The 15,550-nt window shown below is 68.9% G+C and carries 11 protein-coding genes; 8 read left to right on the top strand and 3 right to left on the bottom strand.

What is annotated here, in order from left to right; all coding sequences use genetic code 11:
* Nucleotides 1–20: 20 nt before the first annotated feature.
* The gene (locus tag ABD172_RS05300) at nucleotides 21–1,076 is read right to left on the bottom strand and encodes an alcohol dehydrogenase (protein WP_344307619.1); all 1,056 of its coding nucleotides are present in this window, start codon (nucleotides 1,074–1,076) and stop codon (nucleotides 21–23) included.
* 441 nt (nucleotides 1,077–1,517) lie between these two features.
* On the opposite strand from ABD172_RS05300, the gene ABD172_RS05295 reads away from it, so the two are divergent.
* Genes ABD172_RS05295 through ABD172_RS05280 form a run of 4 tightly spaced genes read left to right on the top strand, consistent with a single transcriptional unit; the run spans nucleotide 1,518 to nucleotide 8,606 of the window.
* Nucleotides 1,518–3,227 (top strand): DUF3375 domain-containing protein, encoded by a 1,710-nt coding sequence (locus ABD172_RS05295; protein ID WP_344307618.1) that lies wholly within the window; start codon nucleotides 1,518–1,520, stop codon nucleotides 3,225–3,227.
* Nucleotides 3,224–3,898, top strand: a complete 675-nt coding sequence (locus ABD172_RS05290) for a DUF4194 domain-containing protein (protein ID WP_344307616.1) — start codon at nucleotides 3,224–3,226, stop codon at nucleotides 3,896–3,898. Before ABD172_RS05295 ends, ABD172_RS05290 begins: the two co-directional genes overlap by 4 nt.
* Complete coding sequence (locus ABD172_RS05285; RefSeq protein WP_344307615.1) at nucleotides 3,895–7,293, top strand: ATP-binding protein; 3,399 nt, start codon at nucleotides 3,895–3,897, stop codon at nucleotides 7,291–7,293. The genes ABD172_RS05290 and ABD172_RS05285 overlap by 4 nt, the downstream gene beginning before the upstream one ends.
* Nucleotides 7,290–8,606: a Wadjet anti-phage system protein JetD domain-containing protein gene (locus ABD172_RS05280; RefSeq protein ID WP_344307613.1), complete on the top strand. Its 1,317-nt coding sequence runs from the start codon at nucleotides 7,290–7,292 to the stop codon at nucleotides 8,604–8,606. Before ABD172_RS05285 ends, ABD172_RS05280 begins: the two co-directional genes overlap by 4 nt.
* A 19-nt stretch (nucleotides 8,607–8,625) precedes the next feature.
* Here the strand turns inward: ABD172_RS05280 and ABD172_RS05275 are convergent, their stop codons facing one another.
* A complete protein-coding gene (locus ABD172_RS05275; RefSeq protein ID WP_344307611.1) occupies nucleotides 8,626–9,816 on the bottom strand; it encodes an acyl-CoA dehydrogenase family protein in 1,191 nt (396 codons plus the stop codon).
* A gap of 203 nt (nucleotides 9,817–10,019) precedes the next feature.
* On the opposite strand from ABD172_RS05275, the gene ABD172_RS05270 reads away from it, so the two are divergent.
* Nucleotides 10,020–11,177: an extracellular solute-binding protein gene (locus ABD172_RS05270; RefSeq protein WP_344307609.1), complete on the top strand. Its 1,158-nt coding sequence runs from the start codon at nucleotides 10,020–10,022 to the stop codon at nucleotides 11,175–11,177.
* Nucleotides 11,178–11,238: 61 nt separating this feature from the next.
* Here ABD172_RS05270 and ABD172_RS05265 read toward each other — a convergent pair whose 3' ends face one another.
* Nucleotides 11,239–11,964 carry a hypothetical protein gene (locus tag ABD172_RS05265; RefSeq protein WP_344307607.1) on the bottom strand — a complete coding sequence of 242 codons (726 nt, stop codon included), beginning with the start codon at nucleotides 11,962–11,964 and terminating at the stop codon, nucleotides 11,239–11,241.
* A gap of 139 nt (nucleotides 11,965–12,103) precedes the next feature.
* Here ABD172_RS05265 and ABD172_RS05260 point away from each other — a divergent pair, with 139 nt between their 5' ends.
* The 3 genes from ABD172_RS05260 (at nucleotide 12,104) to ABD172_RS05250 (ending at nucleotide 15,531) form a co-directional block, all read left to right on the top strand.
* A complete protein-coding gene (locus ABD172_RS05260; protein WP_344307605.1) occupies nucleotides 12,104–13,729 on the top strand; it encodes a sensor histidine kinase in 1,626 nt (541 codons plus the stop codon).
* Nucleotides 13,717–14,361, top strand: a complete 645-nt coding sequence (locus ABD172_RS05255; RefSeq protein ID WP_344307603.1) for a response regulator transcription factor — start codon at nucleotides 13,717–13,719, stop codon at nucleotides 14,359–14,361. Before ABD172_RS05260 ends, ABD172_RS05255 begins: the two co-directional genes overlap by 13 nt.
* A 150-nt stretch (nucleotides 14,362–14,511) precedes the next feature.
* Nucleotides 14,512–15,531 carry a DUF4097 family beta strand repeat-containing protein gene (locus ABD172_RS05250; protein WP_344307601.1) on the top strand — a complete coding sequence of 340 codons (1,020 nt, stop codon included), beginning with the start codon at nucleotides 14,512–14,514 and terminating at the stop codon, nucleotides 15,529–15,531.
* Nucleotides 15,532–15,550: the final 19 nt, after the last annotated feature.

Raw genomic sequence — 15,550 nt, 5'->3', positions numbered from 1 at the left:
TCGGCGGTGGAGCGGCCGGCTCAGTCGTTGACGAGCACGATGCGGCCGCGCGAACGGCCCTCACGGAGCGCGTCGAGCGCGGCGTTGAGGTTGTCCGCGCCGAGTTCCTGCTCGGTGATCGGCAGTGCGGGCAGGTCGGAGGTCTTCGCGATCTCGACGAGCTGCTGGAGCTCCGGGAGGCTGCCGACGAAGGACCCCTGGATGGTCTGCGCCTGGAGGGCGAGCGGGGCGGTCCCGTACTCGTGGGAGCCGCCGAACAGACCGACGGAGACGAGCTTGCCGCCCTTCTGGAGGAGGCTGAGCGCGAGGGACGCGGTGGCGCCGTTGTTGACGAAGTCGACCGCGCCGAAGATCCTCCCACCGACGAGTTCCTGGATCGCCTTGCTCGGGTTGTCCGTCGACGTCGAGTTGAAGGTGTGGGTCGCGCCCATCTTCTTCGCGGTCTCGAGGTTCTCGTCGGCGACGTCGATCGCGAGGATCTTCTTGTGGCCGAGTTCCTTGAGGAACGCGACGCCCATGAGTCCCACCCCGCCGGTGCCGATGACGGCGATGACGTCCTCGTCACCGGCCGGCAGGAGCTTGTTCACGGCGGAGAAGCTCGTGACACCGGAGCAGGCGAGGGTGGCACCCCAGGAGGCGTCGAGGTCACCGAGCGGGATGAGGTACTTCTCGTCCGGCACCCAGACCTCCTCGGCGAAACCGCCGGGCAGGGCGATCGAGAGGGCACGGCCGCGCGGGCAGAGGTTCTCCGCGTTCTCCTGGCAGGCCTGGCACTCGCCGCAGCCGATCCACGGGAAGACGATGAATTTCTCGTCACCGGGGGTGAGCGAGGAGTCGGGGCCGACCGCGGCGACGGTGCCGACGATCTCGTGGCCGAAGACGGCGGGGAACTTCGCGGTGAGCGGCATTGTCTTCCCACCGCCGATGCTGATGAATCCCTCCTGCGTGTGCGCGTCCGAGTGGCACACTCCGGTGTTCGTGATCCGAACGAGGACTTCCTTGCCCGTGAGTTCGGGGGTGGGGAAATCCATGGCCTCGGCGGGGGCACCGGCTTCGGGAACGGCGTAGACCTTCACGTGATCCTCCTTGATCGGGTGGGGCGGTGGGTTGTGCCCGGTGTGGGGCGGTGGGCGTCCTCGTCGGATGCACGACGTGCCCGCGAGGTGCGGGAGTCATGCGGACGGACGCATGTTTCCCATCCCATCACGGTTTCGCGGGGTGTGGGGAGGGACGGCGCGGAAATTCGTCGGGCCCGCCTCGGCCTCCGCCCTCCGCCCCGTGACGGACCCTCCGCCCCGTGACGGAAACGGATTCGCCCAGTCCAATCGATTCGCTTGCCGTCTCGCGGAATGCAAAGAGAATCCGTTGACCTGGGTAAATCTCTTGGAAAACCGCCGAGGCGCCCAGTCCCGGCGACGGCACCACGTCACCGGGCGCGGCGCCTCGGGTGGTGTTCGTGAACGATCCGTGATCCGGGCAGGACGATCTGTGTCCGTGGGTCCGTCTACCGTGGTGCCATGTCCGTCGTGCACAGTGTCCTCACCTCGCAGCGCCTCATGAAGGAGAACGCTGCGTGGGCGCTGTTGCGTTCGGACAACGCGTGGTTCTCGATCCCGGTGCTGAGTACGCACCTCGCGGGTGAGGAACGTCGTGTGCCGGCGGCCCGCCTGTTCGAGGAGATCGACGCGGACCTCGAACATCTGCGCGACGACGGGCACGACGTCCCGGGAACCGCTCTCCACTACTGCACGCGGTGGCGCGAACAGGGAATCCTGCTGCGCCGCACACTCCCGGATTCCCGGGACGAGACCTACGAACTCAGCCCGGACGCGCTCACCGCGCTCCAGTTCCTCGCCGGCCTCGAGGTCTCCCGGACCACCGTGAACCGGTCGCGTCTCAGCACCATCCAGGACCGTCTGCGGGAGATCGTGCGGGAGACGGACCCGGACGCCTCCCGGAGGGTCGCCCTGCTCGAAGTCGAACGCGATCGGATCGAGGCCCGGATCGCCGCCATCCGCGCAGGTGAGGACGAGGTCCGGGACGACCGGAGTGCGATCGACGACGTCGAGGAACTCGTCGCGCTCGCCCGGGAGATCCCGAGTGACTTCGCGCGCGTCCGCGAGGAACTCGAGACCATCAACAAACGCCTGCGTCAGGACCTCGTCGAACACACGGAGAACCGCGGCACGGTCCTCGAGGACGTATTCCGCGGTGTCGATCTTCTCGCGGAATCGGAAGCGGGTCGGAGTTTCGAGGGATTCTTCCGGCTGCTGCTCGACGCCGAGGTCGGAACCGAGTTCGAGGACAACCTCGACGCCCTGCTCGGACGGGATTTCGTGGACGGGCTGCCGCCGCGCACCATCTCCTTCGTCCGTCGGCTGCTGCCGACGCTCCACGAACGGTCGGTGGAGGTCGGGGACGTCATGACCTCACTCACCCGGTCCCTCCGGCGGTTCGTCCAGTCGGAGGACTTCCGGGAGGACCGGGCGGTGCACCGGGAGATCGTCGAGGCGCGTGCGCTCGCCGCGCGCCTCGCCTCGGACGTCAAACTCTTCCGTGACATCGACTACGAACTCCACCGCACCTCGGTGCTCATCCAACCGGTGAGCCGCCTTCAGTTGCACAACCCCGGCGAGGGGCGGATCACCGAGGAGTACCGGAAACGCGAGTCGGCACCCGTCGACCTCACAGTGCTCCGCGCAATGGCACGGGAGACGGAGATCGACTTCGGTTCCCTCATCGACCACGTGAACGCCACTCTCCGTGCCGCGGACGGGGCACCCGTCACCATTGCGGAGGTCCTTGCCGCGTTCCCCGCCGACCAGGGCGTGGCGAGCGTGGTGGGACTCATCGAACTCGCGGCGTTGCACGGAGTGCGCCTGGCCGCGCAGGGTACCTCGGGCTCTCGGGCCGGACTCGAACGGGGGAATGGCGCAGGAGGCGATGCCGGTGCAGTGTCGAGAGAGGCCGTACGAGAATCGGCGGCGTCCGTGGAAGCGGCGTCCGCGTCCGTGGAGACGGTCGAATGGGAATCGCTCAGCGGGCAGCGGCGGCGCGCCACGATCGAGAAGTACGCGTTCCACACGGAGATCCCGGGAGGCCGGCGCCGGGCACCTCGGCGGGACGGATCGGGCCGGAAGCCCACGAGGAACCGCGCCGGTCGGAATCCCGAGGGGACGCCGACGAGGATGCACACGAACGGGAACAGCGGGAAGAACGAGAAATGAGAACGTACGTGGACGAATCCGAGGCATTCGGCGGAATCGAGGACCCGGGGGCGCGCCCGTCCGAGGACGCCGCAGCTGAGAACGACCGGGACGGGGGCCATCGGTACTGGGCCACCGACACCGGTGTGCTTCCGCTCGACACCCGGCGTGCCCTCGTGAAACTCGTGCAGGGCCCCTACGTCTCCGCCGAACGCCAGTCGGAGCTGTGGCGCGCCGTCGTCAACGACGAACGGGTGCTCGCCTCGCGGCTGTCGGACATGCTCCTCGAACTCGTCGTCGACCACGATGCGCGGATCGCCTTCGTCCGCAATGCACCGGACCAGCCGACCGTCGTGCGTGCGGCGAACCTCAGTTTTCTCGAAACCGCGCTCGTCCTCCACCTGCGCGGCGAACTCCTGCGCTCGGACCGGAACGAACGGGTGGTGGTCGGCAAGGAGGACGTGAAGGAGTCACTGCGGGTGTACGGCGATGCCCAGAACCTCGACGACACCCTGTTCGCGAAACGGTTCAACGCCGCGTGGAGCACGATGGACACGAACGGACTCCTCACGAAGACGGGCACCGCGGAGGACCGGTTCGAGATCTCCCCGGTGCTCCGCATCCTCTTCGACAGTGACGAGGTGAGGGCCGTCAAGGCCGAATTCGCGCGCATGCTCGAGGAGGAGTCGTGACGGTGGACATGCAGGCCTCGCTCTTCGAGGAGCCGGGCGTCGTGCCGGACCCCTCCGTGCCGGGCGCCCCGGTGCCGGACACCTCGGCGCAGTGGCGCCTGTCCCGGGTCGATCTCTTCAACTGGGGCACGTTCAGCGGTGAGCACTCGTTCCACGTACCGGAGAAGGGGCTCGTCATCACGGGCGACTCCGGTTCCGGCAAGTCCTCGATCCTCGACGCGATCGCCACCGTGCTCACGCCCCGGCAGAAGCTCCGGTACAACGCGGCGGCACAGGACAGCTCGGCCCGGTCGCAGGACCGCTCCCTCATGAACTACGTCCGCGGTGCCTGGCGGAGGACGGATGCCCTCGACACCGACGAGATCGTGAGCGACCACCTCCGCCGAGGCGCCACCTGGTCCGGCATTCTGCTCAGGTACGACACCGCGGCCAGCCGGTCCGGCGCCTCGGCCCCGGTCGTGCTCGTGGCCCTCTGCAAGGTGAACGCGGGGCAGGCCGGCAGCGGCGATGCGACCCCACGGTTCCTGTTCCTCCGGGAGGACACGACACTCGAGGCATTCGTCCCGTTCCTCGAGTCCGCGTTCGACACCCGTGGCATCAAGAAGGCGTACCCCGAGGCGTTCGTCACGAGCACGCAGAGCGCGTTCCTCGGTCGGGTGTGGCGGACCATGGGGCTCGGGTCGGAGGGCGCGCTCCTGTTGCTCCACCGGACGATGGCGGCGAAGAACCTCGGCACTCTCGACGCGCTGTTCCGCGATTACATGCTCGATCCGCCCCGCACGTTCGACCTCGCCGACACCGCGGTCGCCCAGTTCGACGAACTCTCCGGCGCCCACCGGGAGGTCGTGAACGCCCGTCGCCAGCTCGAGCAGCTCGATCGGGCCCTCGACTCCGCCGAGGCGTGGGTCGCCGCCCGCGATCGGGTCGCCTCGGCACAGGAACAGTTGGCTGCCGTCGATCCGGTGACGAACGAGTGGATCCTCGAACTCGTCGCGAAGGAGATCGACGACAAGCGGCGCGAGTTCGATCTCGCGGAGGAGCGTCTGCGGACCTCGCTCGCGGACGTGAGCGCCGCGGAGGACGCCCTCGAGGTCGCCCGAGCGCTCGTCCAGGAGAAGGGCGGAGCGGCGATCGGGGCGATCCGCGAGCAGGTCGAACACGCCCGGAAGGACGTGGACTCGGTCGAGAAGGCGCGTGAGACCACCGGGCGGCACCTCGCGCGCGCCGGGATCTCCCGCGTGCCCGATTCCCAGACCGAGTTTCGGGAACTGCTCCGGACACTCGAGGACTCCGAGGTGCTCGCGGCCGAGGAACGGCGTGTCACGGAGAGGGAGAATGCGAACGCCGAGCTCATCGGCACGCGAGTGACCGTGCTCAACGAGGTGACCGCGGACCTCGAGTCGGCGCGGGCCTCGCGATCGAACGTCGACCGGGGGCTTCTCGAAGCGCGCACCCGGGTGGCGGATGCCACCGGGTTGTCCCCGGCCGAACTGCCGTTCGCGGCGGAACTGCTGCAGGTGCGGACGGGGTTCGAGGACTGGACCGGAGCGATCGAACGGGTGCTCCGGCCCCTGTCGACCATGATGCTCGTCGATGCCGCGCACATCGACCGGGTCGTGCGGGCGCTCGAGGGCATGAACGTCGGGACGCGACTCGTCTATCAATCGGTCGGCGCGGACGTTCCCTCGCCCGTTTCCGTGGGGCAGGACTCCCTCGTCCACCGGGTCGAGGTGAAACGCGGCTCGCGGTTCGCCGCGTGGTTGAACCATCGGCTCGCGGAACGGTTCGACTACACCTGCGTGGAGTCCGCCGACGCCCTCGTCACCACTGTCCAGGGGCTCACCCGCGCCGGGCAGGTGAAGCACCGGGGCAGCCGGTTCGAGAAGGACGACCGGTGGCGCGTGGACGATCGCACGCGGTGGATCCTCGGCTTCGATGCGACCGAACGGATCACGTCCCTCATGGAGCGTCGGGCGGCGGCCGAACGGGACCTCCGCGCGGCCGAGCACGAGCGGGACGGGATCCGGAAGGAGCGCGGGCGCCTCGATGCCCGCAGGCACGTGGCCGAGGATCTGCGCGCCTCGGGATGGGATCGGCTCGATCGGGCCGCGGCGGTGGAAGCCCATCGGCAGCTGCGTGAACGGCTCACCGAGCTCACCGAGCGCAATCCGGATCTGGCGGCCGCGCAGAAGGGATTCGAGTCGCGGAAGGAGGAACTCGCTCGAGTGAGGTCGGTGGCCGAGGAGGAACGCGGCGAGAGAGCCCGGCTCGAAGCCCGGCTGAATGAGCTCGAGGCCGCGCGGAAACAGGCCCGGGAGGAACTTCTGGGGACCGATCACATCGTCGAGGACGAAGTGCGGACGGAGATCCGGGAGCGGATGGAAGGGCTCTCCTCAACTCGCCGCGTGCGGTCCGAGGACCTCCTGAAACTCTCGAAACAGGTCGCCACGGAACTCCACGAGGAGGAGAACGCCGCGGAGAAAGCGGCGAGTGCCGCCGTGGTCCAGTACGAACGCGTGATCCGGACTTTCATCGCGGACTGGCCGGCCGTTGCCGTGGACCTCGGCCCGGACATCGCCGATCACCCGGCCTACCGGTTGATCGCGGAGCGGTTGCGGGCGGACGCTCTGCCCCAGCACGAACAACGGTTCCTCGAGATGCTCCGCGATCAGTCGATGAAGAACATCGGCAATCTGCACATGACGATCCGCCGCGCCCCGGTGGAGATCCGGCAGGGCGTCGAACCGGTGAACGGATCGCTCCGGCGGTCGTACTTCGATCGCGGACGGTATCTGCAGATCCGGGTGAAGAGCCGCGCGTCGAAGGACCTCTCGGAGTTCCTCCGGGACCTCGAGACCATCAACTCCGGAGGGCTCGGGCAGACCCCGACGCTCGAACAGGCGGACGAGAAGTTCGCCGTCATGGAGCGGGTCATCGGGCGGTTGCGGGCCACCGAGCCGGTCGACAAGCGGTGGCGGGACACCGTCCTCGACACCCGGAAGCACGTGTCCTTCATCGCGGAGGAGGTCACGGAGTCCGGTGACGTCGTGAACGTCCACGACAGCTCCGACGGACTCTCCGGTGGGCAGCGGCAGAAACTCGTGATCTTCTGCCTCGCAGCGGCGCTGCGCTTCCGTCTTGCGGCGGAGGAAGCGGACGTGCCCAGTTACGGCACCGTCATCCTCGACGAGGCCTTCGACAAGGCGGACCAGACCTTCACGCGCATGGCGATGGACATCTTCACCGCGTTCGGGTTCCACATGATCCTCGTGACGCCCAAGAAGCTCCTCCAGACGCTCGAGGACTACGTCGGCGGCATCGTGCTCGTCGAGAACCCGAACCGGAACGACTCCTTCGTCAAGGTCGCCGAGTGGGAGGACATCGAGGACGCATGACCCCGGCGCACAGTGCGAAGGGCGCGGAGCGGGCAGTCGGGACGCAGTACTGCGTGCTGCCTTCCGCGGTGCAGAAGCTCGTGGACACACGTTTCACCCGCGGGCGGCGGACCTGGGCGATGGACGAACTCGCGGGGACGGGCTTCGCCGGACTCTCGCTCTCCCTCAGACCACCGACGGGGGAGTGGGCATTCGACCATCTCGACGCGGTCGATATCTGGATCCGTGCGTGGCAGGCGTTCGACGACAAATGGTCCCGGTCGGTTCGGCGGACACTACCGGACGGTCCGCAGCCCGGTGCCTCTGTCGTGTGGACGGAACGACGGTGGAGCAGCCTCGGGACGCAGCGGATCCCGACCCATGTGGAGTTCGCCTCGATCGAGTCCATGGCCCGCGTGCTGGGGCGCACGGAGGAGTGGGCGCGACTGACCGCTCGCACCCGGACGGTCTTCGACTGGTGGACTGCCACGGCGGAATGGGAAGGGGGCGGGACAGGAGCCGAGCCCTCGTCGACAGAGCACACGCTTGCGCAGGTGAGGGCCGTCGTCCCTGCGATCGAGGACCTGTCCGACGAGGATTTCGAACTCCTCATGAAAGTCGTGCAGTGGCTGGCGGACCATCCGGACTCCGGGCGCTACATGAGGGAACTTCCCATCCGTGGCGTCGACTCCAAATGGGTGGAACGCCGCAGGCGCCTCGTCGAACGGATGGTGCTCGGTGCCACCGGTCGTGCTCGTCTGGGACTGCGGGCCGTCGAGCCGACGGTGCGCCTCCGTTTCCTCGACCCGGCTGCGCGCATTCTGCCCGGGGTGTCCGACCTCGCTCTCGTGGAATCCGAGGCCGCCGCTCTCGACCTCGAACCGCGCGGGGTCCTCGTCGTCGAGAACCTCCAGACCTTCCTCGCGCTTCCGGCGGACGGGTCATTGCCGGTATCGGTCGCGGTCTGGGGCAACGGGTACTCGGCCTCGGTCGTCGCGAAGCTGCCGTGGATCCGGAATGCCGATGTCCTGTACTGGGGCGATCTCGATTCGCACGGCTTCGGCATCCTCAACCGGTTCCGCACCCACTGCGCATCGGTGCGGTCGGTGCTCATGGACGAGGACACGCTCGGGACGTTCGCGGAACTATGGGTCCGGGAACCGAAGCCGCTGGGCGTGGACCCCGCGCACCTCGAGCGACTCACGGAGCCCGAGCGTGCGGTTCTCCGGCGGTTGCGCGCGGAGGGTCACGTGCGATTGGAACAGGAGAGGATCGCCTGGCCGTATGCGCTCGGTGTGCTCGCGGGGTCAGCTGCCCACGCCTCGGCCGGGTAGCCCCGAGGCCGGGGATCTTTCACTCCCGGCCGAGCAGCAGGTCCGAGATGATCCGCATCTGGATCTCGGAGGAGCCCTCGAAGATCTTCGTGAGGCGGGCGTCGCGCCAGTGGCGTTCGACCGCGAAGTCCTTCGTGTAGCCGGCGCCGCCGTGGATCTGAACGGCCTCGGACGTGACCTTCTCGGCCATCTCGGCGGCGAAGTACTTCACCATCGCCGCTTCCTTGTCGCAGCGGGCGCCCGTGTCGATCGCGGTGCAGACCGAGTACATGAGCTGGCGGGCGGCCTCGATCTGGGCGGCCATGTCCGCGACCTTGAAGCGGAGGTGCTGGAAACCGGAGAGCTTCGTGTTGAACTGCGTCCGCGTCCCCATGTAGTCGATGGAGTCCTCGAGCGCCGCCTGTGCGAGGCCGATCGAGCGGGCCGCGGTGTGGGCGCGCCCGACCTCGAGGCCGGAGACCGCCTGGTAGAAGCCCTTGTCCTTCTCGCCGAGGAGTGCGTCCGCGGGCAGTCGGAAGTTGTCGAAATTGAGGTCCCAGGTCTTCCACCCGAAGTACCCGATCTTCTTCGCCGGGGTACCGGACATGCCCTCGGGGAAGGTACCGCGTTCCTTCTCGACGAGGAACGCGCTGATGCCGCGGTGGCGCTTCGTCGGGTCCGGGTCGACCGAGGTGCGGGCGAACAGGATGATGTAGTCCGCCATATCGGCGTAGGTGCACCACATCTTCGTCCCGTTGATGATCCACTCGCCGGTCGCGGGGTCCTGCTCCGCGCGGCACGTGATGTTCGCGACGTCGGAACCGGCCTCCGCCTCGGAGAGGGCGAACGCGCCGAGGTACTCGCCGGTGGCGACCTTCGGCAGCAGTCGCTGTTCCTGCTCGGGGGAGAATCCGCCGCCCATGCCGTTGCCGCGGGCGAGCAGACCGCTCACGCTCATCCAGGCGCGGGAGAGCTCCTCGGCGACGAGGCAGTACTCGAAGACGCCGAGCCCGAGCCCGCCGTACTCCTCCGGGATGAGGATGCCGAAGAAGCCCATGTCCGCCATCTGCTGGACCATTTCCTCGGGGAACTGGCCCTCGATCGGGTCGAGCTCATTGGCGATGGGGAGGACGACCTCGCGCGAGAACTGACGGGCGAGGGCCTGCAGTTCGAGGCGTTCCTCGGTCATGTAGTGCGGGGTGCCCGGGCGCGGGCGGGGCTTGTGGGTCATTGGCGATCTCCTTTGACACCCAAATGAGCAATAATCACAGCTTTTTGAGTCTACTCCGAGAAATAATCCCTGTTGCACGGCTCACACCCCATGTGACGCCCATGTGCCTTTTTCGCACTTCTGCGTATAAGGTCGGGGGTCGAGCCGTTCCGCCCCCACGGTGCCTCCCCGCGGGGGCGCCCGCCGAACCGAAAGCAGGATCGATGACGACTTCGCGCGCACTCGCCCGCACCACCGCCACCGCGGCGCTCGCCGCAGCCGCACTTCTCCTCACCGGTTGCATGCAGGGCGGTCCGGCCGGCACGTCGGGTGCCACCGGCAGCGACGCCGCCGAGGCGCCGGTTCCCGCGGCCTTCCTCTCACCGACGGCCGGAGAGTCTCCCGAAGGTGCGCTCGCGGACACCCGGATGACGTACGTCGGGTTCGGCGGTGGCTACCAGGACGCGCAGATGTCGGAGGTCGTCGAGCCCTTCGCCGCGCACACGGGGGCGACGGTCGTCGGCGACGGCCCGGCCGACCTCGCAAAACTCCGTGCCCAGGTCGAATCCGGTGCGGTCACGTGGGACACCGTCGAATCGAGCCCGGTACCGGCCACCGCGAACTGCGGCACGCTCTTCGAACCCCTCGACACCTCGCTCATCGACCTCTCCGCGATCCCGGACGAACTGCCGACCGGTGAGTGCTTCGTGCCGATCATGGTGTACGCGTACACGGTGTTCTACGACGCCCAGAAGTACGCGGAGAACCCGCCGACGACGCTCGCGGACTTCTTCGACACCGAGAAGTACCCCGGAACCCGCGGCATCGAGGGCCGCGCCACCCCGTCACCGGGCGTCTACGAACTCGCCCTCATGGCAGACGGCGTCGCCCCGGAGGAGCTCTACCCTCTCGACACGGACCGTGCGCTGGGGGTGTACGACCGCCTCGGCGAGGACGTGAAGTTCTGGACGACGGGCGCCGAACAGACCCAGCTCGTCCAGGGCGGCGAGGTCGACATGCTCATCGGGTGGACCGGGCGCATCCCCGAGGCGAACCTCACCGGCGCCGACTTCGCCCCGATCTGGGACCACGGGATCATGGACTCCGACGTGCTCACGGTGACGAAGGGGAGCTCGAACTCCCTCGCCTCGCACGCGCTCATCAACTGGTTCATCGGTGCCGACCAGCAGACCGCGCACGCCGAGGGCACCGCGTACCCGCCGGTGAATCCGCAGGCCACGCCCACTCTCAGCCCCGAGTTCGCGCGGTTCGACGTCACCGACCCGGAGGTCCTGCCGCAGCTCGTGAAACCCGATCACGCGTACTGGGCCGAGAACTACGACTCCCTCACCGCCACCTGGCACGACTACGTGACGCACTGAGGACCGAGCGATCCCTGCCGTCGGTCGCCCGTCCCCGCCGGCAACCGCCTACAGCAAGCCCCTACAGCAACCGGCGCAGCACCAGCCCGCGGGCGGACCCCATCGCGACGAGCGTGAGGGTGAGGACGAGGACCGCGAACACCGAGAGCGCCCGCACGCCGGGGAACTCGATGTCGAAGGTGAGTTCGTAGACGATGATGCTGAGCATCGACGCCCCGATCGCCGGGAGGGTCCACCCGAGCGACAGGCGGGCGCACACGGAGATGAGGACGATCGCACCGGCGGGCGCCGCGAGGTAGGAGACCATCCACACGCAGAGGATCACGAGGCTCGCGACGAGTGCCGAGGGCGGCCCCACGTACGACTCCTGCACCTCCATCGGGTCGTGGTGGAGCGCCGCCGGCAACAGCCCGAGCGCGAGCAACCCGAGCGCGAGGTCGACGATGACGGACACGAGCACCTGCTGCGAGGCCGTCGCGTCCATGAACGGCAGGCGGGAGAACTGCACGATGTGGAGGAACGCGGAGAGGAACACGCCCGTCGACAGTGCGATCCACCAGAGCACCCGGGTCCGTCTGCGCGAACGCACGGGAGAACGCCGGATGCGCTGTTCGCGCGTGATCGGGCCCTGCGGACCCACGCCCTGCGTGACCGGACCCTGCGAGCCTGCCCCCTGCATGATCGGCCCCTTTGCCTGCGGTTCCGGCGGTCGGGATCCACGGGTCCCGGCGTGTGCCCGGGGCATCTCACCCGACTGCGGCATCTGCGGTTCCGAGTTCTGACCCATGGGCTCCAGATTAGGTCCCGGCTCTCCGAGGACGCTGAGGGGGTGCTGGGTGTCCCACCGGCACGGTACGGGTTTCCCCACCCGCGCCGGGCGGTCGACTCCATGTCCACCGACCCCTCCCGCACCTACCTTTGATGACATGACCGACAACGTCCCCGGCACGGCACCCGATCCCGTGCCCGGCCCCACGCCACCTCCGGCCCCCGACACCGCTCCGACGGTGCCGCTCACCGCGCCCACCGCCGAGGTGCCGCGCCCCGGCGCAGCGCCCACCGCCGAGGTGCTCCGCACCTCACCGGGCTCCGCCGGGAGCCCCGCCACTCACCCCCACACCGGTCCGCGGACCGGCCCCACGGCAGTCGTCGACAGCGGTCCGTTCACCCACCCGGTACCCCCGGCACCACCGGTGCCGCCGACCGTGCCCGTGCCGACCCGCACCTCGGCGGAAGTCCCGGACCCCTCGTGGCCCAAGCGTTCGCCCGGACTGCTCGGCACGGCGAACGTCCTCGTCTCCGGACTCCTCGGTGTGTTCTGGCTGTGGATCCCGATCATCATGTTCTTCACCGGGATCGGCGGTCTCCTCGCGCTCGGTTCCGGTCTCCTCGCGCTCGCGGTGTGGTTCTTCCTCCAGCGCGGGCTCAACCACCTCGAACGGGTCCGCGCCGAGGCGATCTACGCCGACCGCATCCCGGTCCCGCACACCCGCCGCTCCACCCGGGGCGGGGTCGGTGGGTGGTTCGAGAACCAATGGTTCGTCCTCCGCTCGGCGGCGTTCTGGCGCAGCACCGCCCACCACTACGTGAAGGCGCTGTACGGCGCGTTCGTGTGCATCCTCGTGCTCATCGGTCTGGCGGTCGGCACGCAGCTGCTCGCCACCGGCATCAACCCCGCCGCTCAGGTGGTGAACGGCCTCGGGATCTCCTTCGGCGGTACCGCACGCGGCATCGTGAACCAGATCCTCAACGTCGGCCTCGGCGTCGTGCTGCTCGTCGGGTCCCTCGCGGTCCTGTGGTTCTCCGCCTACCTCGACCGCGGCCTCGACCGCGGCCTGCTGCCACCGACGCGCAGCGGCATCCTCCAGGAGGAGGTGTCGACCCTCGACCGGGCCCGCACCGGTGCCCTCGAGGCCGCCACGACCGAACGCCTCCGCATCGAACGCGATCTCCACGACGGCGTCCAGCCCATGCTCGTGGCCCTCTCGATGAAGCTCGGGATGGCGAAGGCGAAGTTCGACAAGGACCCCGAGAAGGCGAAGGAACTCCTCACGGAGGCCCACGCGGACTCGAAGACCGCGATCACCGAACTGCGCCAGCTGGCCCGCGGGATCCACCCGGCGGTCCTCACCGACCGGGGGCTCGACGCCGCGGTGAGCGCGATCGCCGGACGCTCACCGATCCCCGTCGACGTCCACATCGACCTCCCGAGGCGCCCGGGAGAGGAGGCCGAGTCCGTCGCCTACTTCGTCGTGGCGGAGGCCCTCACGAACATCCAGAAGCACTCCGGTGCCACCCGCGCCCGCGTGAACATCGTCGGTCGGCCGGGCCCGGCGGCGGGTGGTGCGGCCGGTCCCGGTGCCTCTCGGGGTACTGTGCAGATCAGTGTGAGCGACAACGGCCACGGTGGTGCACACGTCGTCCGCGACGGCTCCCACACGGGGCTGGCCGGTCTGGCCGACCGTGTGACCGCCGCGAAGGGGACCTGGTCGTTCACCAGCCCGCTGGGCGGACCGACGACGATCGTGGTGGAGGTGCCATGCGAGTGGTGATTGCCGAGGACGCCGTCCTCCTGCGCGAAGGACTCGTGCGCCTCCTCACCGACGCCGGCCACGAGGTCACCTCCGCGGTCGGGGACGCGAACGCCCTCCTCGCCGCGGTGAACACCGATGCGCCCGACCTCGCGATCGTCGACGTCCGCATGCCACCGACGTTCACGGACGAGGGCATCCGCGCCGCCGTCCTCATGCGCAAGCAGAACCCGACGACCGCCGTGCTCGTCCTCTCCCAGTACGTCGAGGAACGCTACGCGGCGGATCTCATCGCCGAACACTCCGGTGGCTTCGGGTACCTCCTCAAGGACCGGGTCGCGGACGTCGAGGAGTTCCTCGAGGCAGTCGACGAGGTCGCCGGCGGTGGCACCGTCCTCGATCCCGAGGTCGTCACCCAGATCCTCGTCCGCTCACGCAAGCAGGAGGGGCTCGGGCAGCTCTCGCCGCGCGAGAGCGAGGTCCTCCAGCTCATGGCCGAGGGCAAGTCGAACGCCGCGATCGCGAGCACTCTCTACCTCAGCGCCGGAGCCGTGGAGAAGCACATCAGCAGCATCTTCACGAAGTTCGGCCTCACCGCCGACGTCACCGAGAACCGTCGCGTCCTCGCGGTGCTCAAGTTCCTCGGCGCCTGACGGCGCCACTGCCGAAAGGCCCCGTCCTCCACGGCCTCCGAACTCCTCCGATTCGTCCGGCTCCTCCGATTCCTCCGACCCCGAGGTGCCCTGCCCCACCCGGCACCCGCCTCGGCGTCCCACACGCTTTTCGTCCCGAAAGGACATGCCATGTCTGCACCCACCACGCATCCCGGAGCTCCCGGCGCCGCGGGCCCCTCCGGTCCGTTCGGCGGCGCTGCCGGCCCGGGCGGATCCTCCGGCGGTCCCGGGACGCCCGGCGGCCGCGCCGCGATCCGCTGGATCGTCCTCGTCGCCGCCGCGCTCGCCGTCCTCGTCACCGCCGTGTTCACCCTGAGGGGATTCGTCCACGACGTCCGGCTCAAGGCCGATTCCACCCGTGCCGATCTGCCCGCGAACCTCACCGGGCTCGTCATCGACGTGCCCAACGCCCAGGTCGACGTGCAGACGAAACCCGCCGCCGAGGCGGGGGCGACGGGGACCGTCGTCCTCAGCTACCAGGGGGTCGGGACCCAGGTCCCCACGCTCGAGGTGGTCCAGAACGGCACCGTCGCCACCCTCGAGGTCTCGGGCGGCCCCGGCGACGACTGGACGTGGATGTTCGACCGCGAGACCGAACTCGTCGTGACCGTTCCCGAGGGAACGGCGAAGAACGTCGACCTCGACGTCCGGGTGCAGACGGGGACCGCGGACATCGAGGGCGAATTCCGGGACGTCACGATCAACGCCGCGTCGGGTGCGGTCGACGCCGATGTCGTCACCCGCGCTCTCACCGTGGACGCGGAGACCGGATACGTGCACGTCGAGGGACGCGCCCGGACCGCCACCGTGTCCACCCGCACGGGTGCGATCTCCGTCGATACGCTCGACGTCGCGGAGAAGATCACGCTGTCCTCCGATCGCGGTTTCATCGAGGCGGAACTCGGTGACGGGGCACTGCCCGCGCAGGGCATCGAGGTGACGAGCGACGCAGGGGCCGTCGATCTCGAGGTGCCGCGCATCGCGGACGTCGCGAACACGGGTGTGCGCGGGTACACCGTCGATGCGACGAGTGACAACGGCGCCGTGAACGTCGAGATCGAACGCCTGCAGATCGGGACCGAGGAACCGCACGTTCCGATCGTCGCGAGCTCCGACTCCGGCGCGATCACCGTCGGATACGCCCGCTGAGCAGTGGGCGCCGAGAGCT

The sequence above is a fragment of the Brevibacterium samyangense genome (assembly GCF_039529845.1).
Lineage (GTDB): Bacteria > Actinomycetota > Actinomycetes > Actinomycetales > Brevibacteriaceae > Brevibacterium > Brevibacterium samyangense.
This window is presented reverse-complemented; position numbering and strand designations above follow the sequence as displayed.